This is a genomic window from Streptomyces sp. JN8, assembly GCF_055808075.1.
This window is the reverse complement of record NZ_CM147852.1, coordinates 109,526-132,012: the sequence shown is the minus strand read 5'-3', so window position 1 is coordinate 132,012 and position 22,487 is coordinate 109,526. Positions and strand designations below refer to the sequence as shown.

22 protein-coding genes and 1 pseudogene are annotated in these 22,487 nt (G+C 70.9%); 14 read left to right on the top strand and 9 right to left on the bottom strand.

Features of this window, described 5'->3' with window-relative positions:
* The first annotated feature begins 5 nt into the window (after positions 1-5).
* Genes ACY0MR_RS00645 through sbnA form a run of 3 tightly spaced genes read left to right on the top strand, consistent with a single transcriptional unit; the run spans position 6 to position 3,137 of the window.
* The gene (locus ACY0MR_RS00645; RefSeq protein ID WP_473558213.1) at positions 6-1,007 is read left to right on the top strand and encodes a TauD/TfdA family dioxygenase; all 1,002 of its coding nucleotides are present in this window, start codon (positions 6-8) and stop codon (positions 1,005-1,007) included.
* Positions 1,004-2,074 (top strand): 2,3-diaminopropionate biosynthesis protein SbnB, encoded by a 1,071-nt coding sequence (gene sbnB / locus ACY0MR_RS00640; protein WP_473558210.1) that lies wholly within the window; start codon positions 1,004-1,006, stop codon positions 2,072-2,074. The genes ACY0MR_RS00645 and sbnB overlap by 4 nt, the downstream gene beginning before the upstream one ends.
* A gap of 52 nt (positions 2,075-2,126) precedes the next feature.
* Positions 2,127-3,137: a 2,3-diaminopropionate biosynthesis protein SbnA gene (sbnA, locus tag ACY0MR_RS00635; RefSeq protein ID WP_388805513.1), complete on the top strand. Its 1,011-nt coding sequence runs from the start codon at positions 2,127-2,129 to the stop codon at positions 3,135-3,137.
* 170 nt (positions 3,138-3,307) lie between these two features.
* Here the strand turns inward: sbnA and ACY0MR_RS00630 are convergent, their stop codons facing one another.
* From ACY0MR_RS00630 to ACY0MR_RS00620, 3 genes are all read right to left on the bottom strand, one after another.
* On the bottom strand, positions 3,308-4,078 hold the full coding sequence (locus tag ACY0MR_RS00630) for an anti-sigma factor (protein WP_473558207.1): 771 nt from the start codon (positions 4,076-4,078) through the stop codon (positions 3,308-3,310).
* On the bottom strand, positions 4,075-4,641 hold the full coding sequence (gene sigK, locus ACY0MR_RS00625; RefSeq protein ID WP_403314675.1) for an ECF RNA polymerase sigma factor SigK: 567 nt from the start codon (positions 4,639-4,641) through the stop codon (positions 4,075-4,077). Before sigK ends, ACY0MR_RS00630 begins: the two co-directional genes overlap by 4 nt.
* Positions 4,642-4,799: 158 nt before the next feature.
* Complete coding sequence (locus ACY0MR_RS00620) at positions 4,800-5,234, bottom strand: ATP-binding protein (protein WP_403314678.1); 435 nt, start codon at positions 5,232-5,234, stop codon at positions 4,800-4,802.
* Between the two features lie 280 nt (positions 5,235-5,514).
* Between ACY0MR_RS00620 and ACY0MR_RS00615 the strand changes: the two genes are divergently transcribed.
* On the top strand, positions 5,515-5,898 hold the full coding sequence (locus ACY0MR_RS00615; RefSeq protein ID WP_388805525.1) for a hypothetical protein: 384 nt from the start codon (positions 5,515-5,517) through the stop codon (positions 5,896-5,898).
* 118 nt (positions 5,899-6,016) lie between these two features.
* On the opposite strand, the gene ACY0MR_RS00610 is transcribed toward ACY0MR_RS00615, so the two are convergent.
* The 3 genes from ACY0MR_RS00610 to ACY0MR_RS00600 form a co-directional block, all read right to left on the bottom strand.
* A complete protein-coding gene (locus ACY0MR_RS00610) occupies positions 6,017-6,316 on the bottom strand; it encodes a hypothetical protein (protein WP_355655046.1) in 300 nt (99 codons plus the stop codon).
* Between the two features lie 185 nt (positions 6,317-6,501).
* Positions 6,502-7,383, bottom strand: coding sequence for a MurR/RpiR family transcriptional regulator (locus tag ACY0MR_RS00605; RefSeq protein ID WP_388805530.1), 882 nt, complete (start codon positions 7,381-7,383; stop codon positions 6,502-6,504).
* Between the two features lie 498 nt (positions 7,384-7,881).
* On the bottom strand, positions 7,882-9,312 hold the full coding sequence (locus tag ACY0MR_RS00600; protein ID WP_473558203.1) for a pre-peptidase C-terminal domain-containing protein: 1,431 nt from the start codon (positions 9,310-9,312) through the stop codon (positions 7,882-7,884).
* A gap of 341 nt (positions 9,313-9,653) precedes the next feature.
* Between ACY0MR_RS00600 and ACY0MR_RS00595 the strand changes: the two genes are divergently transcribed.
* From ACY0MR_RS00595 to ACY0MR_RS00570, 6 genes are all read left to right on the top strand, one after another.
* Positions 9,654-10,598 carry an ABC transporter substrate-binding protein gene (locus ACY0MR_RS00595; RefSeq protein WP_388805536.1) on the top strand — a complete coding sequence of 315 codons (945 nt, stop codon included), beginning with the start codon at positions 9,654-9,656 and terminating at the stop codon, positions 10,596-10,598.
* Positions 10,599-10,600: 2 nt separating this feature from the next.
* A complete protein-coding gene (locus tag ACY0MR_RS00590) occupies positions 10,601-11,563 on the top strand; it encodes an amino acid ABC transporter permease (RefSeq protein ID WP_473558200.1) in 963 nt (320 codons plus the stop codon).
* A gap of 8 nt (positions 11,564-11,571) precedes the next feature.
* Complete coding sequence (locus tag ACY0MR_RS00585; RefSeq protein ID WP_473561994.1) at positions 11,572-12,324, top strand: amino acid ABC transporter ATP-binding protein; 753 nt, start codon at positions 11,572-11,574, stop codon at positions 12,322-12,324.
* Positions 12,321-13,532 (top strand): M20 family metallopeptidase, encoded by a 1,212-nt coding sequence (locus ACY0MR_RS00580; protein ID WP_392864289.1) that lies wholly within the window; start codon positions 12,321-12,323, stop codon positions 13,530-13,532. Before ACY0MR_RS00585 ends, ACY0MR_RS00580 begins: the two co-directional genes overlap by 4 nt.
* 147 nt (positions 13,533-13,679) lie before the next feature.
* A complete protein-coding gene (locus ACY0MR_RS00575; RefSeq protein WP_473558197.1) occupies positions 13,680-14,969 on the top strand; it encodes a cyanophycinase in 1,290 nt (429 codons plus the stop codon).
* A gap of 8 nt (positions 14,970-14,977) precedes the next feature.
* Positions 14,978-15,967 carry a MurR/RpiR family transcriptional regulator gene (locus tag ACY0MR_RS00570; RefSeq protein WP_473558195.1) on the top strand — a complete coding sequence of 330 codons (990 nt, stop codon included), beginning with the start codon at positions 14,978-14,980 and terminating at the stop codon, positions 15,965-15,967.
* 293 nt (positions 15,968-16,260) lie between these two features.
* Here ACY0MR_RS00570 and ACY0MR_RS00565 read toward each other — a convergent pair whose 3' ends face one another.
* On the bottom strand, positions 16,261-16,671 hold the full coding sequence (locus ACY0MR_RS00565; protein WP_403314696.1) for a VOC family protein: 411 nt from the start codon (positions 16,669-16,671) through the stop codon (positions 16,261-16,263).
* Between the two features lie 499 nt (positions 16,672-17,170).
* On the opposite strand from ACY0MR_RS00565, the gene ACY0MR_RS00560 reads away from it, so the two are divergent.
* Positions 17,171-17,470 carry a hypothetical protein gene (locus ACY0MR_RS00560; protein ID WP_473558192.1) on the top strand — a complete coding sequence of 100 codons (300 nt, stop codon included), beginning with the start codon at positions 17,171-17,173 and terminating at the stop codon, positions 17,468-17,470.
* Positions 17,471-17,512: 42 nt separating this feature from the next.
* On the opposite strand, the gene ACY0MR_RS00555 is transcribed toward ACY0MR_RS00560, so the two are convergent.
* Positions 17,513-18,202, bottom strand: coding sequence for a hypothetical protein (locus ACY0MR_RS00555; protein ID WP_473558187.1), 690 nt, complete (start codon positions 18,200-18,202; stop codon positions 17,513-17,515).
* Positions 18,203-18,432: 230 nt separating this feature from the next.
* Between ACY0MR_RS00555 and ACY0MR_RS00550 the strand changes: the two are divergent.
* The 3 genes and pseudogenes from ACY0MR_RS00550 (at position 18,433) to ACY0MR_RS00540 (ending at position 20,617) form a co-directional block, all read left to right on the top strand.
* Positions 18,433-18,629 (top strand): annotated as a pseudogene (locus tag ACY0MR_RS00550) (hypothetical protein).
* Positions 18,630-18,803: 174 nt separating this feature from the next.
* Positions 18,804-19,811: an ATP-binding cassette domain-containing protein gene (locus ACY0MR_RS00545; RefSeq protein ID WP_388805557.1), complete on the top strand. Its 1,008-nt coding sequence runs from the start codon at positions 18,804-18,806 to the stop codon at positions 19,809-19,811.
* Positions 19,808-20,617 carry an ABC transporter permease gene (locus ACY0MR_RS00540; RefSeq protein WP_473558185.1) on the top strand — a complete coding sequence of 270 codons (810 nt, stop codon included), beginning with the start codon at positions 19,808-19,810 and terminating at the stop codon, positions 20,615-20,617. The genes ACY0MR_RS00545 and ACY0MR_RS00540 overlap by 4 nt, the downstream gene beginning before the upstream one ends.
* Before the next feature lie 96 nt (positions 20,618-20,713).
* Here the strand turns inward: ACY0MR_RS00540 and ACY0MR_RS00535 are convergent, their stop codons facing one another.
* Positions 20,714-21,937, bottom strand: a complete 1,224-nt coding sequence (locus tag ACY0MR_RS00535) for a C39 family peptidase (RefSeq protein ID WP_451060599.1) — start codon at positions 21,935-21,937, stop codon at positions 20,714-20,716.
* Between the last annotated feature and the right edge of the window lie 550 nt (positions 21,938-22,487).

Here is a 22,487-nt window from a genome sequence, read left to right as displayed (position 1 = left end):
CCGACATGAGCACCACACTGTTCCCCCGGCACGACGCCCCGGCGACGTCCGTCCTGCCGGAGATCGGGAGCCCGGCAGGGCAGTCGGGAGCGGCCGCATGGGCGGCGGACCACCACGCCGAGGTGCTCGCCGCCGTCGCCGAGCACGGGGCGGCCCTCGTGACCGGCCTCGGCCTGCGCACCGTGCCCGATGTCGTGGCCGTGCTCACCGGGCTGGACCTGCGACCGGCCCGGGAGACCGAGGGCTTCGCCCACCGCACTCCGTACGCCGACGGCCTCTACTCGTCCGCCGCGTGGCCGCCCCAGCGGCCGATGTGCATGCACCACGAGCTGAGCTACGCCGGGCAGTACCCCGGACTCCTGTGCTTCGCCTGCCTGGAGGCCCCCACCTCGGGAGGCGCGACCGCACTGGCCGACGCCGCCGCCGTCCTGGAGGCGCTGCCCGCGGACGAGGTGGCCCGCTTCGAGGAGGAGGGCTGGATCCTCACCCGGGCCTACCACGACGAGATCGGCGCGACGCTCTCCGAGGCGTTCGGCACCGGTGTCGCCGCCGAGGTCGACGCCTACTGCCGGGACAACGGCATCGACACGGACTGGCAGCCGGACGGCTCGCTCCGCACACGCCAGCACCGCAACGCCGTCGTACGCCATCCGGACACCGGCCGACGCTGCTGGTTCAACCAGATCGCCTTCCTCAACCAGTGGACGATGGACCCGGAGGTCCGCGACTTCCTCGTCGAGGAGTTCGGCGTCGACGGACTCCCGTTCAACACCTCGTACGGCAACGGAGACACCATCTCCGCCGACACCGTCGCCCGGATCAACGAGGTGTACGAAGCCCACACCGTCCGCCGGCCCTGGAACGCCGGCGACCTGATGGTGGTCGACAACATCCGCACCGCGCACAGCAGGGAGTCCTACGAGGGCCCCCGCGAGGTCGTGGTGGCGATGGCGGACCCGAAGCGCCAGACGCCGCCCGCCGGAGGAGACGGGAGGGCGGCCTCGTGAACGGCGTCCAGCCCCTGTCCGAGCGGGCCCGGCCCGTCGAGTCCGTCTCGGTGCCGCCCTTCGCCGTCGTCCCCGGGCGGCAGGTGAAGGAGGTCCTCGACGGCAGGGAGCCGACGGTGCGGGACATCGTCGAGTCGACGTACCACCTGCACGCCGCAGGCGGCACGGTCAACCCCGCCTCGACCTTCCTCCGCTTCCCCGACCGCAGCACGGCGCGCATCATCGCCCTGCCCGCCTCGCTGGCCGGCGACGCCCGTGTCGACGGCCTCAAGTGGATCTCCAGCTTCCCGGGAAACATCCGGTCGGGGATCCCCCGGGCCTCCGCGGTCCTCATCCTGAACGACCCGGTGACCGGCTACCCCGTCGCCTGCATGGAGAGTTCCGTCATCAGCGCCGCCCGGACGGCGGCGTCCGCAGCCGCCGCGGCGGACTGGCTCAGCAGAGGCCGCCCGCGGGCCACCCGCGTGGGGTTCGTCGGAACGGGGCTCATCGCGCGCTACATCCACACCTATCTGCGGAGGACGGGCTGGGCCTTCACCGACACCGGCCTCCACGACCGGTCCCAGGAGAGCGCCGCGGGCTTCCGGCTGTACCTGGAGCAGTCCGGAGTCGACGGGAACATCACCGTGTACACCGACCCCGAGCAACTCGTGCGCACCAGCGACCTGCTGGTCTTCGCCACCGTCGCCGCCACGCCGCACATCACCGCGAGCTCCTGGTTCGACCACCACCCGGTGATCCTCCACGTCTCGCTGCGCGACCTCGCCCCAGCCGTCCTGCTGTCCGCCACGAACATCGTCGACGACCCGGACCACTGCCTGCGCGCCCAGACGTCCCCGCACCTCACCGAACAGTTGACCGGCAACAGGGACTTCGTCCGCGGCACCCTGGCCGACGTCATGGCGGGCCGGGTCTCCGTACCACCGGACACCACCGCGATCTTCTCGCCGTTCGGTCTCGGCGTCCTCGACCTCGCCGTCGGCAAGTACGTCTACGACCGGCTGGCGCAGACCGGCGAACTCGCCGTCGTCGACGACTTCTTCGACGAACTCGGCCGGTACGGCTAGGCCCCGCGAGGCCATCCGCCGCCCGGCCTCCGCGCCCGAAGAGGAGAGCACCGTGCCCGTCATCACCGCACCCCACGACTTCAACGAGGACGACCTCTACGTCGACCTCATGCCGACGCTCGGCCGACCGCTCTTCCTGAAGTGCGAAGGCTTCAACTTCGCCGGCTCCATCAAGGTCAAGGCAGCCGCCGAGATGGTCGCCTCGGCCGAACGCAGCGGCGTCCTGACCCCCGATTCGATACTCGTCGAGTCGTCCTCCGGGAACCTCGGCGTGGCCCTCAGCGTCATCGCCGCCAGCAAGGGATACGCCTTCGTCTGCGTCACCGACTCACGCTGCAACCTCACGACCCGACTGCTGATGGAGGCCCTCGGCGCCCGCGTGCACATCGTGTCGGATGCCGGCGACGGCAGCCTGCTGGCCGCACGACTCAGCGCGGTCCGCGGCCTGTGCGCCTCCGACCCCCGCTACACCTGGCTGAGCCAGTACTCCAACCCGGACAACTGGAGGGCCCACTACCTGCGGACGGCACCCGCGATCGCCCAGGCCTTCCCCCGCATCGACGTCCTCTTCGTGGGCGTGGGCACCACGGGCACCCTGATGGGCTGCGCACGGTACTTCCGGACCTGGAACCGTCCGGTGCACATCGTCGCCGTGGACACCGTGGGCTCCGCGATCTTCGGCGACCGCCCAGGACGCCGGATGATCCCCGGACTCGGCATGAGCATGCGGCCCCCGCTGCTCGACCGGACCTACGTGGACGAGGTCGTACGGGTCGAGGAGCCCGACACGATCCGCACCTGCCGCGCCATGGCCTCGCGCGGATTCCTCTTCGGCGGATCCACGGGGACGGTGGTCAGCGGTGCGACGGACTGGCTCGACGCGCACCGCGAGGAGAACCTCACCTGTGTGGCGATCGCCCCCGACCTCGGCGAGCGTTACCTCGACACCATCTACCAGTCGAACTGGGTCCAGGCCCTCTACGGCGACGACGTGCTGGACGCGGACGCTCCGCCGCAACAGGGACAGGCACGGAGCCCGGCCCCCACGCTGCCGCAGGCCTGAGCTTCGTCCCCGGCCACTTCCGAGTTCCGTCCCGCCCCCTTCCGGGCTTCGTTCCGGCCGCTGCCGGCAGGAGCGCCTCACGGGCGGTCTGCACCGGTCGTCTCGTCGCCATCAGCTCCGCGTACCGCAGGTGATCCCGAGGGAGTCCCCCGGGATCTCTTCTGTCTCCGCTAGGCCTTGGAGCTGATGGGGATGATGCCCAGGGGCTCGGTGGTCGGCTGGTCGGACCCGCCCGCGGGCTCGACGGTGATGCCGACGGCGACCGCGTTGCCCAGGGGGCCGTCGAGGACGCGTGTGGCGCGGTCACCGGAATCGTGCAGGAGGCCCGCCGGGCGCAGGTCGCCGGCTTCACCCGCGTACCAGAGTTCGTACACCTTGTCGCGCGGCAGTGCCGGGAGATCGCGGGCGGTGAACGCGGCCTTGGCCTCCGCTCGGGAGACCACGACGGCCGCCTCGGCTCCGTCGGAGAGCTCACCCGTGTGTACGGAGGCGTCGGGCGCGGTGAGGATGTCCGCGAAGGCGCCGACCGCGCTGCGGGCCCGCTCCTGGGCCAGAGCCGACTGCGCGCGCGCCTCGTCCGCCTGCTCGTGCTCCCGGAGCGCCAGCGCGCCGAGGGCGGCCGCGGCCGCGATGCTCGCCGCGAGCGCGAGACGGGCCCCGTTGCGGCGCAGCGTGCCTCGGGAAGGGGAAGGGACACGGTGCAGGACCCGGTCCTGCGACGTGCGGGACACCTGCTCCAGGACACGTGCCCGCAGGTCGTCCGGCACCGGAGCGGTCTCGGCGGCGGCGAGCTCGGCGGCGGTCCTCTCGTAGCCGGTCACGTCCCTGCGGCAGTCCTCGCAGCCCGCGAGGTGATTCTCGAAGGCGGCCTCCTCCGCGGGGGACAGCGCGTGGAGGACGTACGCCGCGGCGTCGAGGTGCGGATCCTCTGGCGTGGTCATGATCCGGCCTCCAGACAGGCGCGCAGCTGATCGAGGCCCTTGCGCATGCGGGACTTCACCGTGCCCTCGGGCGAGGACAGCGAGCGGGCCACCTCACGGCACGTCATCCCCTGGTAGTAGGCCAGCACCAGGGGCACCCGGTGGCGGCGCTCCAGGGCTGCCAGGCAGCGGTGGACGCGGCGCCGCTCGTCGAGCCGCTCGACGGTCTCGGCGACCTCGTCGAAGTCCCGGTCCGTCTCGAGCATCCCGGCGCGGACCTCGCGGTCCTTGCTCGCCTGGACGGAGCGCACCCGGTCCACGGCGCGCCGGTGGGCGAGGGTGAGCACCCATGCCTTGGCCGTTCCGCGCTCGGGCCTGAACCGGTCCGCGGTCCGCCACACCTCGATCATGACGTCCTGGGCCACCTCCTCGGCCTGCCCCGCGTCCCGCAGGATGCGGCAGGCCAGCCCCATGACGGGCTGGGCGAGTGCGTCGTAGACGTCGGCGAACGCCTCCCGGTCACCGTCCGCCGCCTGGAGCAGGCGCGCGTCGAGGTGGGAGGTCGGTTCGCGTGAGTGAGGCAATGGTCTTCCCTCGTCGAGCCTCGGTGGTCGGGTGCCCGGGTGCGTGCCGTCGTGTCGGCCTGTTCGGGGCGGACCGACGTGTCCGACTCTGCCGCCTGTCGCGGGGGAGCGCCGGGTGGGCCGCGCCGCCCGGGTGAGTCGGCGGCGCCCCGGGGCCTTCATGGGGGCCTGCGCCGATCGTGCGGTGGGACGGGGACCCGGAGGGTGACGTGCACGGTCTTGCCGCCGATGCGGGGGACCACCCTGACGGAGTCGCCGAGGTGGTGCATGATCTTCAGGCCGAAGCCGCCGGGACGGTCCAAGTCCGTGGGCTGGTGGACGTCGGGCATGTCCTCGCTGTCGTCGGTGACGGCGATGTCCAGAGACGCGCCGTCCTCGGTCAGGGCGAGCCGGCAGGGGCCACGGGTGTGACGGACGACGTTGGTGACGAGTTCGGACACGATCAGGACGGCGTCGGCCGTTCGGGGGTACGCGGCCGATTCCAGCCAGCGGGCCGCGGTCCGACGCGCGACGGCCGGGCTCCGCGCGTCCCAGGGCAGTTCCAGGGCCAGTCGCGTCACGCTGGGCGCCGAGGGTGAGGCGGTGATGGTCATGACTGCTCTCCGGGGGCGAGAACTTCCTGTGTGAGGGATTCGTAGCCGCCCCGACCACGGATGACGCCGGTGACCACGTGCGGCGGGGCGGCTGCCCAGTGCGGGGCCCGGCCGGCGTCTCCCAGCGTGGGCCGCTCGCCATGAGATTCGGCCGCCTCGCTTCATCCGCCGGGTGCCCTGCTCCGAATCCCTGATGACCCGCACGGCGAGACGGCCCTCGCGCATCACGGCATCGCTCGCCGAGCTCACAGAAGTCGATGAAACGAGGGAGGTGTGTCCGATGACCGCGTCCATACGTGCCCGCCGTCTGGTGGCGAGCGCCGCGGCGGCGGGACTGCTGGCCGGCGGCGCCGCACTCGGGATGTCCGGAACGGCGACCGCGGCACCCGCGCCCGCATCCGTCGCGACCGTGGTGGCCGGTGACCACCACGACCACCACGACCGGTGCGAGTGGAAGAAGGGGCACTGGGAGAAGAAGTGGGTGAAGGGCCACTGGGAGAAGAAGTGGGTCCACCACAAGACGTGGCACCCCGGCCACCACGACAAGCACGGTGACTGGCACAAGGGCTACTGGAGCCACGACCGCGCGTACAAGTGGGTCTACGTCCCCGCCCACTGGGACCACCACTGGGTGAAGGGCCACTGGGACTGCCACCACCGGTGACGGGTCGATCCACACTCCTGCCACAGTGAGGGCCGGGCACATGTGCCCGGCCCTCACTCTCCGGACGGCCTCGGTCCCGGCGGCTGGCGGGACCGAGGCCGATGCGAGCGGGAGCGGGTCAGACGGTGGCGGCCAGCCAGCCGATGGTCTCGGTGGTGTGCTTCCCGTCGCTCTTGGTGGCGCCGGCGTACACCTCGTTCAGACGGATGAGGAAGCCGCTGGTGGTGACGTCGTGGATGCGGATTCCGGGTGTCTCCGGGCCGTTGAACGTCTGGGTCAGGGGCAGAACGACGACGCTGGAGCCGGGCGGGAACGGCGTGGGGAACGTGACGCGGGTGAAGGTCGACGTGTTGCCGCCGGCCGTCTCGATCGCGTTGTCGGACTTCAGGTCGATCTTGCCGGTCTGAATGAAGCTCATCACTGACTTCCTGATCGAGGAGGTTGCGCGGCCGACGACGCCGGCCGACGCAAGGCTGCTCCGGCGGCCGCCCGAATATGCCGAGGTCATACGGATGAGTGATCGCGTTCCGGCCACGGTGGAAGGTCCGGCCACAGACCCGTCCGAGCCCGCCGCACGAAGGGCAGAAGGCGCGAACCCCCGGGTCAGATAAGGCCGGTTCGCCTGGCCACGCCCTCGGACAGCTTCATCCGCTCGTGTCCCTTCTCGCCGACCCTCTCCAGGACCGCGGCGACCAGTGACTCGACCAGGGCGAGCGCGGGCGTGAGACTGTCGTACGGCGAGCCCGACGTCACCTGAGTGGTGAAGACGACGTCCGCGTGGGCGGCGGCCGGCGAGAGCCACGGGTCGGTGAAGACGATGACCTTGCCCCCCCGCTCGCGGGCGAGTTCGGCGATGACGGTCTTGTCAGCCTCGTAGCGCCGGTAGTCGAACAGCACGGTGACATCGCGCCGTGCGAGCTGGGTGAGGAACGACGTCCGCTCGACGTCCCGGTCGGGGAGGAACTGCACCTGGTCGCGGAACTGCGTCAGGTGCAGGCCCAGGTAGTGGGCCAGGAGGTGGGTGAACCTGCCGCCCGCGACGTGGATGCGCCGGCGGGGATCGCTCAGCAGCTGCACCGCGTCGTCGAACTCGTGCGGAGCGACCTCGTCGAAGGTCTGCGACACCGCCTGCTGCACCACGGACAGGTCCGCCCCGAGCCGGGGGTCGGCAGTGTCTCCGGCCTGGTCCCGGGTGCCGTGCCGGTGCGCCTCGGAGTGCTCGTACAGGGTGATGGGGGAGGCCGTGCGCGCGTCGAGTTCGGCACGGAGGGCCGCCTGCAGGTCGGGGAAACCCTTGAAGCCCAGACGGGAGGCGCAGCGCAGGACCGTGGGAGCGGACACGGAGGCGCGATCGGCGATCGTGGCGACCGTCTCGAAGACCGCCGCCGGGTAGCCGGCCAGCAGGACCCGCGCGACCTTGCGCTCGGCCGGGCTCAGGTCTCCCAGCCTCTTGCGGATCTCGTCTGCCAGCGTGGTGCTGCTCATCGGGTGCCTCTCCGGTGTGTTCCGATCGCGGTGATCTGCCCGCCGCATCCGGCCGTCATCAGAACCTGATCAGCCTGCGTCGAATGTACCGCCTGTTACGCCCGCCATGCAGGGCCCCGAGTGACGGATCTGGCGGTGCGAGGGTGCGGATCGATCCGGCAGGGGTGGAGACGCGCCGCCGGACGAGGGTGTAATGGATGTTCCAGATCGCTCTTGAACTCGCCTCCTGTAATGAGGGATACTCGGGTGGACGGTTGCCGAGAGTGGCCGTCCGTGACGGGGAACGGGTGCGGAGGGGTGCGCCGATGAACGTACGAAAGGAAGCGGCCGCCCTGGCTCATGGCGGGCTCGGCACACTGCCCGAGGACCGGGCCGGGGCCATCGTCGAGGCCTGTCGTCCATGGCCGCACAGGCCGACGGCCGGCTCCGGAGCCCCCGCGGGCACCGGAGCCGGACGTCACGGACTCCCTCCTCCGCCGCGCGACCTGCGGCGGAGCGTCAGCTCTTGGTGAGCGTGCAGGCGTAGGCGGAGGATCCGGAACCGCTGTACGCCTCGATGTCGACGTAGTAGGTGCCGGTTCCCGAGGCGGTCCTGGTGAAGGCGACGGACTCGTCCGCGCCGGCACCGTTGTTGACGGAGCGCTCGAGAGTGCCGCCGGAGGAGTCGAGCCAATAGAGATCGGCGTCGTAGGCGCCGGGTACGGCGCACTGCACGGACGCGGTCTGACCCGAGCCGAGGCTCACCTTGAAGTAGTCGCGGTCGCTGGTCGACTTCATGGAGCCGTTGAGGGTGGTGGGAGAGGAGAGGGCGGTGGCGTCGTTCGCCGTGTCCCGGGTGTCGTTCGGTTCGGTCTCGGTGAGGCTGCCGCCCGACGGGGAGCCGCAGCTGCTCACCGGGGTGCCGCTGTAGAGGTTGGGGTCGGGGACCCCGTTGGTGACGCTGCGCAGGTAGTACCCGCAGGTGGGACGGTTCCTGAAGTCGAACGTCGTACCCGGGGCGAGTCGCCAGATCTTGAAGTTCGAGTAGGTCAGCGGCTTCCTGTCCACGGCCTGCTCGGGCTGGTGGTCGGCGAGGATCACGTAGGCGTCCTTGCCGTACTCGGTGGCCATGCCGTTGCGGTCGATGAACAGCGACCCGCCGCCCTCCTCGACTCCGACGGTCCAGGCCGCTCCACCCGAGGTCAGCCCGTCCTTCACCGCGCGGGCGGCGAACGCCATGCTCCTGCCCATGCGGTCACGCGTGGCGAAGTGGGAGTCGTTGATGACCCCTCCGTAGTCGCCCCACTGGAACATGCCCGTGGTGAAGCTGACGTAGCGGTCGTAGGGATTGGCCAGCGCCTCGCTGCTGGTCACGCTGCCGTTGCAGGCGTCGTAGACGACGGGGCTGTTGATGTGGTGTCCGGCGCTGCCGCCGCCGGATCCGCCGCCCTTCGCCACCACGGACTCCACGGAGGCTTCGAGCGCGGTTCCCTTCCAGGCGGCGTACCGGCACTGGTCGCCGCCGGCGAAGTACACGAACTCGGCGTTGCGTATGTCGGTGTTGACCTGGCTGTTGTTGCCGTCGCTCGCCGCGGTGAGGGTCCAGGTCGTACAGGAGTTGACTCCGGTCAGGCCCATGACGGTGTCGCACTCGGGCGTCTGGCTGCCGGAGCTCGGCGCCGAGCCGGCGAGCACGACCACGTCGATGCTGCCCGTCCCGCCGCGGATCTCCGCGATCGCCCGGTTCATGGAGGCGGCGACGACGCCACCGGCCCCGTTCATCGTGAACGCGGGGCCGTTCCACGACGTGCGGCTGACGTCGGCGGCCGAACCGAGCCGCACGCGGTTGGCGGCGGCGTCGGCGGGCTGCAGGGCGGTGACGGACATGGTCAGGGTCAGCAGTGTGACGGCCAGTGCCGGGGTGGTTCTGCGAGTGCGGGGTGACGTCATGACGCGCTCCAGTGGACGGAGGAATGGGGGCGGCACGGTGCTCACCGGCGCCGAAGAGGATCTCGGCCAGGCGTGACCCGGGCCGCCGGATTGGTAGCGGAACTTACAACCTGTTCCGCTGGAGCGGAAGATGTAAGGCCGACTCCGCCGTCCTGACCGCCTTGAGGCGCGCTCGATGCGGCTCTGAACTGCACCTATGTGCTCGCGCCTCCTCAGGGAGGGTCGCGTTACAGCAACGTAACGCGCGATACATCTAGTCAATCTGAACTTTCATCTGTAACTTCCGTGCTGTGAACCGGCGGCTCGAAACCGTCGGCCGAATTCCCGAGAGGTTCGACCCGATGAACGCTCGCGTTACCCGACGCCTCGCCGCTGTCGCCGTCACGACCACGGCGCTCGCCACGCTCGCCGCGTGCGGGGACACCGACCCCGCCCCGGCCGCCGCCGGAACCGTCACCGTCAGCGGAGTCCAGATCAAGAAGGACCCCGCGCTCCACGCGATGCTGCCGGACAGCGTCAAGAAGGCGGGGAAGGTCCGTGTCGCCACCGACGTGCCCTACCCGCCGTTCGAGATGTTCGTGAAGGAGGGCGGAACCGAACTGACCGGCCTCGACTACGACCTGGGCCAGGCCCTCGGCGGCAAGCTCGGCGTGACCTTCGCCTTCACTCCGCAGAAGTTCGACGGCATCGTCCCCGCGATTCAGGCCGGCAAGTTCGACGCCGCCATGTCGGCCATCACCGACAACAAGGAGCGCCAGCAGGTCGTCGACTTCGTCGACTACTCCCAGTCGGGATCCGGCATCCTCGTCGGCAACGACAACCCGGCCAAGATCGCCGACCTGGACGACCTGTGCGGCAAGAAGGTCGCCGTCCAGACCGCCACCAACCAGCTCGACCTCCTCAAGGAGCACCAGGCCGAGTGCGCCGAAGCGGGCAAGGGACGCATGGAGATCCAGACCTTCCCCAAGGACTCCGACGCGCAGCTCGCGCTGCGCTCCGGCAAGGTCGTGGCGCAGGTCCTGACGAAGCCGGCCGCCGGCTGGGTCGCCAAGACCGCCGACGGAGGCAAGGCCTTCGACCTCGTCGAGGACCCGGCCGCGCCGGGCGGCTACAACGCCTCGCCCAACGGCATCGCCGTCAGCAAGCAGCAGCCCGAACTGACCGACGCGATCCAGAAGGCCCTCCAGGCCCTCATCGACGACGGCACCGTCGACAAGATCTACGGCACGTACGGCGTCGCCTCGATCGCGCTCAAGGAAGCCACCAGGAACGCGGCGGTCGACTGACGATGACCGACACCTCGACCCCCCTCAAGGCGACCGCCACGGCCGAGCCTCCCGCCCAGGACCTCGAAGTGGTGCCGGTCCGCAACTACGGGCGCTGGATCGCCGCCACAGCGTCGATCCTGGCCCTCGTCGGGCTCGTCGGCTCCCTGGCGAAGAACGACAACCTGCACTGGGACGTCGTCGGGACGTACCTCTTCGCCGACCTGATCTTCGACGGCCTGGCGACGACGCTGTGGCTCACGGCCGCCGCCATGGCACTCGGCCTCGGCCTCGGAACCCTCATCGCGGTGATGAGGCTGTCCACGAGCCCCGTGCTCTACGGACTGGCCAACGCCTTCGTCTGGGTATTCCGCGGCACGCCGCTCCTCGTCCAGATCATCTTCTGGGGCTACGCGGCGGCGCTGTACAAGTACGTGAAGATCGGTGTCCCGTTCACCGACATCACCTTCTTCCAGGCCGAGACGAACTCCCTCCTCACCCCCGCCGTCGCCGCCCTGCTCGCGCTCGGCCTGAACGAGGCGGCCTACGCCTCCGAGATCGTCCGGGCCGGCATCCAGTCCGTCGACCACGGCCAGGCCGAAGCCGCACACTCCCTCGGCATGCGGCCCGCGCTCACCATGCGACGGATCGTCCTGCCCCAGGCGATGCGCGTCATCATCCCGCCGATGGGCAACGAGACCATCAACATGCTCAAGATGACCGCCTTGGTGTCGGTCATCTCCGCCCACGACCTCATGTCGAACATCCAGGACGTGTACGCGCAGAACTACCAGGTCATCCCGATGCTGGTGGTCGCCAGCCTCTGGTACCTCGCGCTCGTCACCCTGCTCGGCATCCCCCAGGCATGGCTGGAACGCCGGTACGGACGCGGCACCGCCCAGGGCGGCCGCGTCTCCCCGCTCCAGCGGATGCTGGGAGGAGCGGCGGGCCTGATCGGCAGGAACAGCAAGGAGACGAGCCGATGAACGCCCCCATGGTGCGCGCCGAAGGCGTGCGCAAGAACTTCGGGAAGCTCGACGTCCTCCAGGGGATCGACCTCACGGTCGAGCGCGGGCAGGTCTGCTGCCTCCTCGGTCCGTCCGGCTCGGGGAAGTCCACCTTCCTGCGCTGCATCAACCACCTGGAGAAGGTGGACGGCGGCAGACTCACCGTCGACGGGGAGCTCGTCGGCTACCGGCAGCACGGGAACAAGCTGCACGAACTGCGCGAGCGGGAGGTGGCCGAGCGCCGCCGCGACATCGGAATGGTCTTCCAGCGCTTCAACCTCTTCCCCCACATGACGGCCGCCGAGAACGTCATGGAGGCCCCGATCCGCGTGGGCCGGGTATCCAGGGACGAGGCCCGCGAGCGGGCACGGCGACTCCTCGCGCAGGTCGGCCTCGGCGACCGTGCGGGGCACTACCCGGCGCAGTTGTCCGGCGGCCAGCAGCAGCGCGTGGCCATCGCCCGGGCCCTGGCCATGAAGCCCAAACTCATGCTGTTCGACGAGCCCACCTCCGCCCTCGACCCCGAACTCGTCGGCGACGTCCTCGACGTCATGCGCGACCTCGCCGCCGACGGCATGACCATGGTCGTCGTCACCCACGAGATCGGCTTCGCCCGCGAGGTCGGCGACACCGCGGTCTTCATGGACCAGGGAGTCGTCGTCGAAGCCGGCGACCCGCGACACGTACTCGTCGACCCGGAGCAGGAACGCACCCGCGCCTTCCTCTCCAAGGTCCTGTGAGCGCGCCCCCGCGTCAGCGGCTCAGCGCGGAGCTGCTGACCCTGGCACAGGGACGCCGTGACCAGTACCTGACCGATCTTCGGGAACTCGTCTCCATCGACTCCGGCTCCTACAGCCCGGACGGCGTCAACAAGGTCGCCGACTGGGTCCAGGAACGCCTTCTCCGACTCGGGTTCGACGTCGAGCGCGTCCGCTTCCCGGTCGACCACCGCTACCGAGCCGGTGACGCGATCGTCGGGCGCAGGCGAGGTCGCCTCGACCCCGCAGGGAACGGGCGCAGGATCCTCCTCGCCGCGCACATGGACACCGTCTTCGACGACGGCACCGCGACCGCCCGCCCGTTCCACCTGAACGGCTCGATCGCACACGGCCCCGGAGTCAGCGACGACAAGGGCGGACTCCTGGCCGGACTCACCGCACTGGAGGTCCTCCAGGAGGCCTCCGTCCAGGACTTCGGAGAACTGGTGTTCCTCGCCACTCCCGACGAGGAGATCGGCTCACAGGTCAGCAGGCCCCTCATCGAGCAGACCGCGCGCGGCATGCACTACGGCCTCGGCCTCGAGTGCGCCCGCGAGAACGGCGACCTCGTCGTCGCCCGCAAGGGCGTCGCCGACTTCCGCCTGACCGTCACGGGCCGCGCCGCACACGCCGGGATCGAGCCGGAGCGCGGAGCCAACGCGGCCCTCGCCGCCGCCCATCTCACGGTGGAACTGCAAGGCCTCAACGGGCACTGGGACGACGTCACCCTCAACGTCGGCGTCGTCCGCGCCGGCACCCGCCCCAACATCGTGTGCCCCGAGGCCGAACTGCACATCGAGGTACGCGCCGCCACGGCGGCCGACATGCGGCGCGCCACCCGGGCCATCCACCGGGCCGCGGCCCACCCCGCCGTGCCCGGCACCGCGATCACGGTCGAGCAGATCGACCTCTGCCCGCCGATGGAGGACACTCCCGCCTCACGGCGCATGTTCGACGCGGCGCGCAAGGCGGCCTCCGACTACGGCGTGCGACTGGGAGCGGCGGCCACCGGGGGAGTCGGCGACGCCAACCTCATCGCCGGCACGGGAGTCCCCACCCTCGACGGCCTCGGCCCGGTCGGAGGCGCCGACCACACTCCCGGCGAATGGCTCGACACCTCCAGCGTTCCGCACCGCGTCGCAATGCTGGCCTGCCTGATCGCCTCCCTCGGCGCCGCCGGCAACGACTGACGGCGCGCCGAGCGGACCCCCGCCCCGGCCGCCCACCACCACACCGCCCACGGGTCGCTTCCCGCCGCCCCGACGCGACACGACCAGGCTTTCCTGCGGACGCCCCGCAGCCCCGGCCACCCCACCCGCACCGCCCACGGAGGCATCATGCGCGCACGTCCCCGACCCGCCCGCCGCGTCGTCCTCGCCGGCAGTACCGCCCTCGTCCTCGCCCTCCTCACCGCCACCCCCGCGGCGCAGGCGACCCCTGCCCGCCCCCACCACCCCGGCTCCCTCGTGCTGGTGGGCGGCGGGCTCAAGGACGACAACAGCCAGGTCTACGGCGAGATCATCCGGCGCGCCGGCGGCTCCACGGCCCGTATCGGCGTCATCACCGCCGCTTCGGTGCCCGAGAGCCAGGACCCCGACGCCGCGGACCCGGACCGGTGCAGCAACTCCGCCTGCAACGGCGCCTACTACGCCGACCTGTTCAAGAAGCACGGAGCCGCCGACGCGCAGTGGGTCCCCATCGACCTCGACCACCTCGCGAACGCGGACTCCGACAGCGTGGTCGCCCAGGTCAACGCCATGACGGGCTTCTTCTTCGGCGGCGGCGACCAGTACCGCTACGTCACCACGCTCCTCAACGGCGACCGGCACACGGACTCCAGAGTCCTCGCCGCCATCCGGGCCAAGCTCGCCCACGGCGCCGTCGTCGCCGGATCGTCCGCCGGCGCCCAGATCGCCTCCGGACGCGACATGGTCACCGGCGGAGAGTCCTACGAAGGACTCCGCGACGGCAGCAGCCCCGGCTACTTCGACGACGCGACCCGCCTCGGGTACCTCCCCCGAGGAGGCTTCGGCTTCCTGCGCTCCGGCCTCATCGACACCCACACCGGCGCCTACGGCCGAGAAGGACGCGCCCTGCGTCTCGCCGCCGACACCCACCACGACCGCGTCTACGCCCTCGAGGAGAACACCGCCCTCGTCGTCGACGACCCCGGCACCAGCCGCGAGCGGCTGTCCGTCCTCGGCCCCAACGGCGTCGCCGTCCTCGACCTGCGCCGGGCGCACGCCCGCGACACCCCGGCCGGCTGGTCCCTGCACAACGCCCGCTACTCCTACCTCACTCACGGCGACCGGTACCTCGCCCGCACCTGGTCCGCAGTCCCGGCATCCGACAAGAAGCGGCTGGTTCCCCGCGACACCACCCCCGTACCGGAGAACCCCGACGTCTTCTTCTCGGCGGCCAACCCCGACGGCAGGCCCTACGCGTTCCGCAGCACCGCCCGCGCCCTCGCCGTACGCACCCAGAACCGGGCCACGGCGACGACCTACGAGACGCAGCCGGGCTTCACCGTCACCTTGACCGAGGCCCAGGGATTCACGGCGTGGTCCGCCACCGAGACCGACCCGCAGACCCTGATCGGCCTGCAGATCGACATCACGCCCAAGTAGCCGACGCCGTGCTCCGCGAGGCCTGGACGACCGGCCTCGCGGAGCCGAACCGCGCCACGCTCAGGAGCCGCGGCCCGCGCCGTCCCGACACCGAGGACCCTGACGTCACCCCGCACGAAACGGACGCCTTCCCCATGCTCCACCGCCCCCTCGCCGACGACATCCGGACGCGCCTCGGCACGCTCAGCCCGGCGGAACGCCGAGTGGCCCGCACCCTCCTCGCCGCCTACCCCTCCCTCGGCTTCGAGACCGCCGCCGCGATCGCCGAACGCGCGGGCGTCAGCGCGCCCACGGTCCTCCGCTTCGTCGCCCGCCTCGGTTTCACCGGCTTCCCCGACTTTCAGGCCGCGCTCCGCCGTGAACTCGACGAACGGAACGCCTCGCCCCTCTCGCTCTACGAAACGGCCCAGGGATCCGCCCCGTCCGATTCCACCGACGGGCTGGTCAGCCGGACCAGCGACGTCCTGAGCGGAGCCCTCGCCACGACCCTCGCGGAGATCCCGCCGCACGACCTGCAGAGCGCCATCGGGCTGCTGTCCGACCGGAAGCGTCGCGTCACCCTGCTCGGAGGCCGCTTCACCCACCTGCTGGCCCAGTACCTCGGCCTGCACCTCATGCAGCTCCGCCGGGACGTCCGCTTCCTCCCCGACCGTGACGTCGAACGCACCGCCGCCCTCGCCGCTCTCGGCCGGCGCGACGTCGTGGTCGTCTTCGACTACCGACGGTACGAGGAGAACAACCTGGCCGTCGCCCGGCTCACGCAGGAGAACGGCGGCAAGGTCGTCGTCTTCACCGACGCGTGGCTGTCGCCGGCCGCCACCCACGCCGAGGTCGTCCTGTCGAGCCGGGTCGACACGCTGTCCCCCTACGACAGCCTCGTCCCCACGCTCGCCGTCGTCGAGACGGTCGTCGCCGGACTCGTCACCGCCCTCGGCACCGACGCGCACGAGCACATGCAGCACAGCGAAGACGTCGCCCGCCGGATCCATCTCGTCTGACACGCCGAGGCGCGCGAAGACGCCGGGCCTGAAGGACTCCATCCGGGCCGCCCTCCAGCCCCTCATGGACGACGGCTCCTACGAGAAGATCCTCATGAAGTACAACGTCCCCGGCACAGCCATCCCGAAGGCGACGATCAACGCCTCGCTGGACTGACCCTGCCGCCGTAGCCGTCCCGGAGAGCCGCGCCGCGGGCAGGAGAGGCCGGGGCGCGGCTCACGCCCGCGAACGAAGGAAGGCCCGGCCGGCGCGGCCGAAACGTGGGCCCGGAGGCTCGCGAATTCCCCCTGGATCAGTCCTCGCTGCTCCACTGCCGGCCCGGCGCGTAGGAGCCGAAGCTCCACTCGTGGCCTTCCGGATCGAGCACGCGTGCCCGTCTGCTGCCCCAGTCGGTGTCCTCGGGCGCGAGGACGGATCGTCCGCCCGCCTGGACGGCCCGGTTGTAGAGGTCGTCCACGTTCCGGGTGACGAGATACAGCCCGCCACCGGTGGAGTCGCCCTTGAGCGCGGGAACGTCGTAGGCGGCGTTCGAGGTGGCGAGCATGACGACTGCCTGCCCGAGGCGCAGCTCGGCATGGACGATCCGGCCGTTGTCGTCGGCCTGCCGCGCGACGCTCTCGAAGCCCAGGTGCTCGAGCCAGCGCATTCCTGCGGGTGCGTCGTCGAAGCTCAGATAGGCGTGCAGTGTCACATGCGGTTCCATGGCCGAGAGCTCCTCTGCTTCCGCGTCGCCAAGGCCGTAGCCGTCGAACACCGGCTGGCGGCGAACCGCCAGGGCGGTGCTTCCGATGACTCTTCCGCCGACGCTCGCGTCCGGATGCACCGCACCGCAATCCGGGAGGTCCTCGTGCTCCGCCGGCCAGGGCCGTGCAGAAGCCTCGGATGTCCCCACCGAGTGGGGGTCCGACTGCCCTCCGCGCCTGTGGCATCGTCGTACTCATGATCGAGCCGTGGCCGACCCGGCTGCTTCGAGGGGGCGGGAAGGCCCGGAACAGGGGGAACAGCATGGTTCACAGCCGGATCGAGGTCTCGTCGGGGGACAGGCAGCGCATGTGCTGGAAGCTCGGCGGGGCCGGGTGGGCGACCTGGTCGTGGTCCGTCGGCGGTTCGGAGCAGACGGTTCTCGCCTCGTACGTGGGGCCCGTCTGGCCGGTTTCATGGAGGGTGTCCGGGCTCTGCTCCTGGGATGCGGAGCTACCTTCGTGACGTTCTTCGATGAGCCGAACGGGACACGCGTCTTCTTCAACCAGTCGGAGAACCTGGTCTTCGTGCAGATCGTGGCGTACGCGCATCTGCGTGAGCCGTCGACCTGGTGGTCGGACGGGAAGCTGGTGTGGGCCGATCGCGTACCGGTGGAGGCGTTCGTCGACGCCTTCCTGGTCATGATCGAGGAACTGCTCTCCGAGCACGGAACCGACGGCTACAGGAGGCGCTGGGGCTCCGACTTCCCCGCGTCGGAGTGGGCGGCGCTCCAAGCGGCGCACAGCTCTCGCGCACTCTAGATCAGCCGTACCGTCGCCAACCGACGGCCTCTGGCCGGGAGTTCAGCCGGACCCGTCCGACGCGGCCGGAACGACGGAACCAGGGGCCGCCAGGGCCGCGAGCTCCAGGGACCGCAGCATCGCCTCCCAGTCCGCCGGCACGTGCTCGGCCGTGGTGGCGGCCGCGTCCAGCACCTCCTGGATCTCGGCGGCCGTCAGGCCGCGCGTCTCGGCCGCGGCCAGCAGGCCGTCCGCCCGGCCGCGGGGCAGGCCGCGCTCCGAGGCGATGAGATCGCGCAGCAGCTCCTCGCGCACCGCGAAACGGCTCATGCCGCAGTCGAGGCCGTCGTCGTCCAGGCCGGCCGGATAGGGCGCACGCGCCCACGCGCCGTTCTCGTACCAGTACACGCAGCCCAGCTCCCCGCCCTCCAAGAGCGAGCGAAGGTGCTCGTACGGCAGCCAGTCCGGCGCCTGCGCCAGCATGTCGACGGCGGGCTTGTGCCACTTCACGGCGCTGGACTCGTCCTCGCCGTACAGCAGGTAGCGCCCCTCACCCAGCCGCTCGAACGTCCACCGGGTGCTGCCGCGATCGTCGAGGTGCAGACCTCGGTCGTCGATCCACGTGCCACCGCGGTGCACGCCCCGTGCCTCGGCCCCGGCCGTGGCCTCCAGCACGGCGACCAGGGCCCAGCGCGCCCAGAGCACATCGGCTGCGGGCAGGTTCTCCGGCCGTCCGGGCCTATCGATCGCCATTCCGTCCCCCAGTCCGTCCCGTACTCGTACAGCGCCGCGTCACGGCAGCACCATGATCGTAGAACAGCTCCGCTGCCACCCGCATCCGTCCGTCCCGGGCAGGCCGAACAACCTGAGGACAGCGCTCGTACGCGGCAGTGAAGGCGACTGCACGGCGGCGACGGATGCCGATCTCTCGCAAAGCGTTCCGCCGATGCGACGGGTGAGCGATTCCTTACGGAGGACCACCGATGATCGTCAAGAAGCTTCATGAAGCCGGACTGCGCAGTGAACACGCCTACGCGGCTGCCCTGGGATCGATCGTGCTGACCGGTGGGGGATATTCGTCGGGGAATGGGCACCGACGTTCTTCGGCCTCGGACTGGCTCTGGCCACCTACGAGCGAAGCGAGACCGAGTTCCCGTCCACGTTCGACCCGGCCCACTGACACGACAGCACCGGTATCGCGACGGGGCCTGTGATGTGCGGCGGCCGCCTGAGGGCGCACTGAACCCCGCCGGCCGCTCCGGCCCCGTTCGCGATCCGCTCCACCCTGTCGTCGAGAGACGCCGGCGCTCAGCCAGGCGCACCCGAAAGCTCCAGCAGGAGGGGAGTCGCAGGCATGGAATCGGAAAGTCCGGCGATCTCGGCCGAGCGCCTCGTACGGCGCTTCGGCAGCCTCGTGGCTGTGGACGAGGTGGACCTCGCGGTGCACGCTGGAGAGATCTACGGATTCATCGGGCCCAACGGTGCGGGAAAATCCACGCTCACCCGCGTGCTCTGCACTCTGGCGGCCCCCTCGTCCGGCAGAGCCACGGTCGCCGGACACGACGTCGTCACGCAGGCCGACCGCGTGCGACTCCTCATAGGCGCCGCGCTCCAGGAGGCGGCGCTGGACGACCGGCAGACGGGGGCGGAGATGCTGGCCCTGCAAGGGCGCTTCTACGGTCTCTCCCGCGCTGCCACGCGCACCAGAGTGGCCGAGCTGACCGACCTCATCGACATAGGCGACGCCCTCGGCAGGCGCGTGGGAACCTACTCCGGCGGCATGAAGCGGCGTCTCGACGTGGCACTGGCCCTGGTCCACCGCCCCGTCGTCCTCTTCCTCGACGAACCCACCACGGGCCTCGACCCCGCGAGCAGATCGAGGGTCTGGCAGGAGGTGCGACGCCTGAACACCGAGCTGAACATGACGGTGTTCCTCACGACCCAGTACCTGGAGGAGGCCGACGCACTCGCCGACCGCGTAGGCATCATCAGCCACGGCAAGCTCGTCGCCGAGGGAACACCCGAGGAGCTCAAGCGCTCCATAGGCGACGACGTCATCACCGTGCGGCTGACGGGTTCTCCCGAGACGGCCCGGCACGCACTGCGATCGCTCCCCGTCGTACAACGGGTCGAGGCCGTCGGGACCACGCTCACCGTCAGCGTCTCCGACGGGCCCGCCGCGATCACGCCGGTGGCCGTCGCCCTGTCCGAACTCCCCGATCTGGACGTCCGGGAGATCTCCCTGCGCCGGCCGTCCCTCGACGACGTGTTCCTCTCGGTCACGGGGGAGCACCTCTCCCCGCCGGGCGCAGCGACCCTGGAGGACGAAGCCGCCTCCGCATCTCCCGGAGGTCGCACATGAGCGTCCTCCCCACACCGCGTACCGTGCCCCGCGAAGAGGCACGCAGAGCCGGGTTCGCCAAGGACGTCGTCTCCGTCTCCATCCGAGCGCTGCGCTCCATACCGCGCGACCTCGAGACGGTCGTTCCCGCACTGATCGTCCCCGTGTTCTTCTTCGTCGTGAACATCGGCGCCCTGGAACCGGTGGCCGAATCCAGCGGCGTCACCGACTTCAGGGCCTTCCAGCTGCCCGTCGCCATCGTCTTCGCCGTGACCGGAATCTCGCGCGCGAGCGGGCTCGTGACGGACATCAGCGGCGGCTACTTCGACCGGCTGCTCCTCACCCCGCTGCACCGGACCACCCTGCTCATCGGCCTGATGGTCGCCGATCTCGCTCTCGTCATGGCCCTCTGCGTCCCCGTTCTGATCCTGGGATTCGCCGTGGGAGTCGAGTTCGTCACCGGTGTGCTCGGCGTGATCGTGTTCATCGTCGTCTCGGGCCTCTGGGGGCTGGCCTTCACCGGATTCCCCTACGCCATCGCGCTCCGGACCGGCAGTCCCGGCGCGGTCAACTCCTCCTTCCTGCTGTTCTTTCCCTTCGCCTTCCTCACCACCGCGTTCCTGCCCCAGCAGGCGCTGACCGGCTGGCTCGCCACGGTCGCCGACTACAACCCGGTCACCTATCTCCTCGCCGCCCTCAGGTCCCTGCTGACCGAGGGCTGGGTCTGGTCCGAGCTGTGGCCGGGCCTCCTTGCCATCCTCGGCGTGGGCGCCGTCAGCTTCACCCTCGCCTTCACCGCCCTGCGAGGACGGGTCGCCCGGGGCTGAGCCTCGGTGCGGAACCCCTGGTGCGACCCGAGGCCGGGGCACACGGCCAGGTGGGCCGCCCGCAGCACCGGCCGTCGACCCGGGCCCACCCCGGGACTACCAGTTGGGTTCGAGGCCCGGCACGTTGGCCGGCAGCGGCAGCTCGCGGGGGTGGACGAGGTAGACCACGCCGCCACCGCCGGACGCCGACAGCCAGACGCGTTCGAACTCCCCGCGCGGGTAGATCCGGCGCACCTCCTCGTCGGTGGCCGACAGCGGGTCGTTGACCACCACGTCCCCGTCGGCCGTGAAACCGCAGACGATCTTGATGCTGCCGGCCGGTGAGAAGCCCGCGCCCGCGAGTTCGCCGATGCGGAAGCTCTGCGCCGTGGCGATCGGGATGCCCGCGCTGATGAAGCGTTCGAGCTCGTTCAGCGAACGCAGCCGCGTGACCATCCCGTCGAGCCCGTAGCGAGCGGGATGGGCGGCGTTGAAGGCCCAGTTGCCGCACCCCTTGTAGGCGTAGTCGTAGACCGCCCGTGCGGTGAAGTCGACCTGCGGCGCCGTGTCCGCCGGGTCGATCCACGTCATCTCCGCGTCGGCCGGACCGTGCCCGAAGTACTCGACGAGCATCGAGGTGCAGGCCGGGGCCGACCAGGCCTCCCCGCCTCCGTCCCACTGCGGACTGTGGCCGGTGTGCAGTTCCTGGGATCGCCGCGGGACGTCGAGGACCGTGCCCCACGCTCCGGCGGGACCGCTCACCGGCTGTCGGTGGTCGGGAGGCGTCGACGAGGCGGCGAGGTGGAAGGCCCGCACGACGGGCCCCTCCGAGGCGTCGCGGGTCCGCGCGAGCCGGACGTCCAGCTCGTAGGCCCGTACGGGACGGCCGGGTGCCGCCACGAACACGTCGACGTCCACCGCTCCGAACGGGCCCGCCTGGCCGGGCACGGTGGTGCGGTGCACCACCTCGTCGCCCGAAGCCCAGTGCGCCATGACGTACCAGGGAGAGACGTCCCCCTCCGCGTCGCGTACGCGCAGCCTGACCATCAGGCGGGTCCCGGCGGGTGTGAGCGCCGTCCACGAGGGGATCAGCTCCTCGGCCGGGAACGGCAGCTCGCGCCAGCCGGTCGAGCAGGTCGCGTACTGCCATCCGAGGGCGGCGTGACCGTGCTGGTCCACGAAGGTCTCGTCGCCCTGGACGGACTCCAGGCGCAGGGCGCCGTCCGACCACGCCGTGCCTCTGAGGACGACGTCGTCGAAGTGACGGGCTTCCGACCAGCGGTGGAGCACCGCCCGAGGCAGGGTCGGGTCGTCGCGTCGCCCACGGTTCTCGGCTGTCACGGTCTTCCTGCCGCTCTCTCGTAGCTCCGGTGCGACCCAGTCCGATGCCGGTGCCGGGGCGGGGCCCACATGGTAACGGCCCCGAGTTCCCGGCCAGCAGCTCCGAGCCGCCCCTGAATCGGCCCTCGTCCCACACGTTCCTCCTTCGGGCCGTGCTGTCGACGGGGAGACGACGGGCCGCGCAGCGGTCCGAGGACGACCGCGACCGGAGGGGCGGGCGCCGCGGGCGCGCGCCGGTGACGAGGCCGCGGCGACACGGTAGGTTCCGGCCGGTGAGGAGACGATCGACACGATGTCCAGGCCTTCCCCGCCGGGCTGGACAAAGGGTTGTTGCCGCCGCGGGAGGGCGAGGGCGAGCATGGGCCGCGGCGCGTCCACCGCGACCCGATCCGCGCCGCCCTCGTGGCGGCCCGGCTGTCGGCGGCGACCGCGCGGACCGTCCGGTCCAGGGGGACAGCACGCGCCCGTCCTGGCCGCGCCACGATCCCGGACAGGGCGGTGTTCGTCCGCCACCCCTGTCGCCACCTCGCCCGCGGAGGCCCGCATGTCA

Bases quoted from the DNA above. Each gene is read 5' to 3' on its own strand.
- ACY0MR_RS00645 (WP_473558213.1), top strand. From the start codon at position 6: ATGAGCACCACACTGTTCCCCCGGCACGACGCCCCGGCGACGTCCGTC.
- ACY0MR_RS00630 (WP_473558207.1), bottom strand. From the start codon at position 4,078: ATGACCACGCCAGAGGATCCGCACCTCGACGCCGCGGCGTACGTCCTC.
- ACY0MR_RS00620 (WP_403314678.1), bottom strand. From the start codon at position 5,234: ATGACCATCACCGCCTCACCCTCGGCGCCCAGCGTGACGCGACTGGCC.
- ACY0MR_RS00615 (WP_388805525.1), top strand. From the start codon at position 5,515: ATGACCGCGTCCATACGTGCCCGCCGTCTGGTGGCGAGCGCCGCGGCG.
- ACY0MR_RS00610 (WP_355655046.1), bottom strand. From the start codon at position 6,316: ATGAGCTTCATTCAGACCGGCAAGATCGACCTGAAGTCCGACAACGCG.
- ACY0MR_RS00605 (WP_388805530.1), bottom strand. From the start codon at position 7,383: ATGAGCAGCACCACGCTGGCAGACGAGATCCGCAAGAGGCTGGGAGAC.
- ACY0MR_RS00600 (WP_473558203.1), bottom strand. From the start codon at position 9,312: ATGACGTCACCCCGCACTCGCAGAACCACCCCGGCACTGGCCGTCACA.
- ACY0MR_RS00595 (WP_388805536.1), top strand. From the start codon at position 9,654: ATGAACGCTCGCGTTACCCGACGCCTCGCCGCTGTCGCCGTCACGACC.
- ACY0MR_RS00590 (WP_473558200.1), top strand. From the start codon at position 10,601: ATGACCGACACCTCGACCCCCCTCAAGGCGACCGCCACGGCCGAGCCT.
- ACY0MR_RS00585 (WP_473561994.1), top strand. From the start codon at position 11,572: ATGGTGCGCGCCGAAGGCGTGCGCAAGAACTTCGGGAAGCTCGACGTC.
- ACY0MR_RS00575 (WP_473558197.1), top strand. From the start codon at position 13,680: ATGCGCGCACGTCCCCGACCCGCCCGCCGCGTCGTCCTCGCCGGCAGT.
- ACY0MR_RS00565 (WP_403314696.1), bottom strand. From the start codon at position 16,671: ATGGAACCGCATGTGACACTGCACGCCTATCTGAGCTTCGACGACGCA.
- ACY0MR_RS00555 (WP_473558187.1), bottom strand. From the start codon at position 18,202: ATGGCGATCGATAGGCCCGGACGGCCGGAGAACCTGCCCGCAGCCGAT.
- ACY0MR_RS00545 (WP_388805557.1), top strand. From the start codon at position 18,804: ATGGAATCGGAAAGTCCGGCGATCTCGGCCGAGCGCCTCGTACGGCGC.
- ACY0MR_RS00540 (WP_473558185.1), top strand. From the start codon at position 19,808: ATGAGCGTCCTCCCCACACCGCGTACCGTGCCCCGCGAAGAGGCACGC.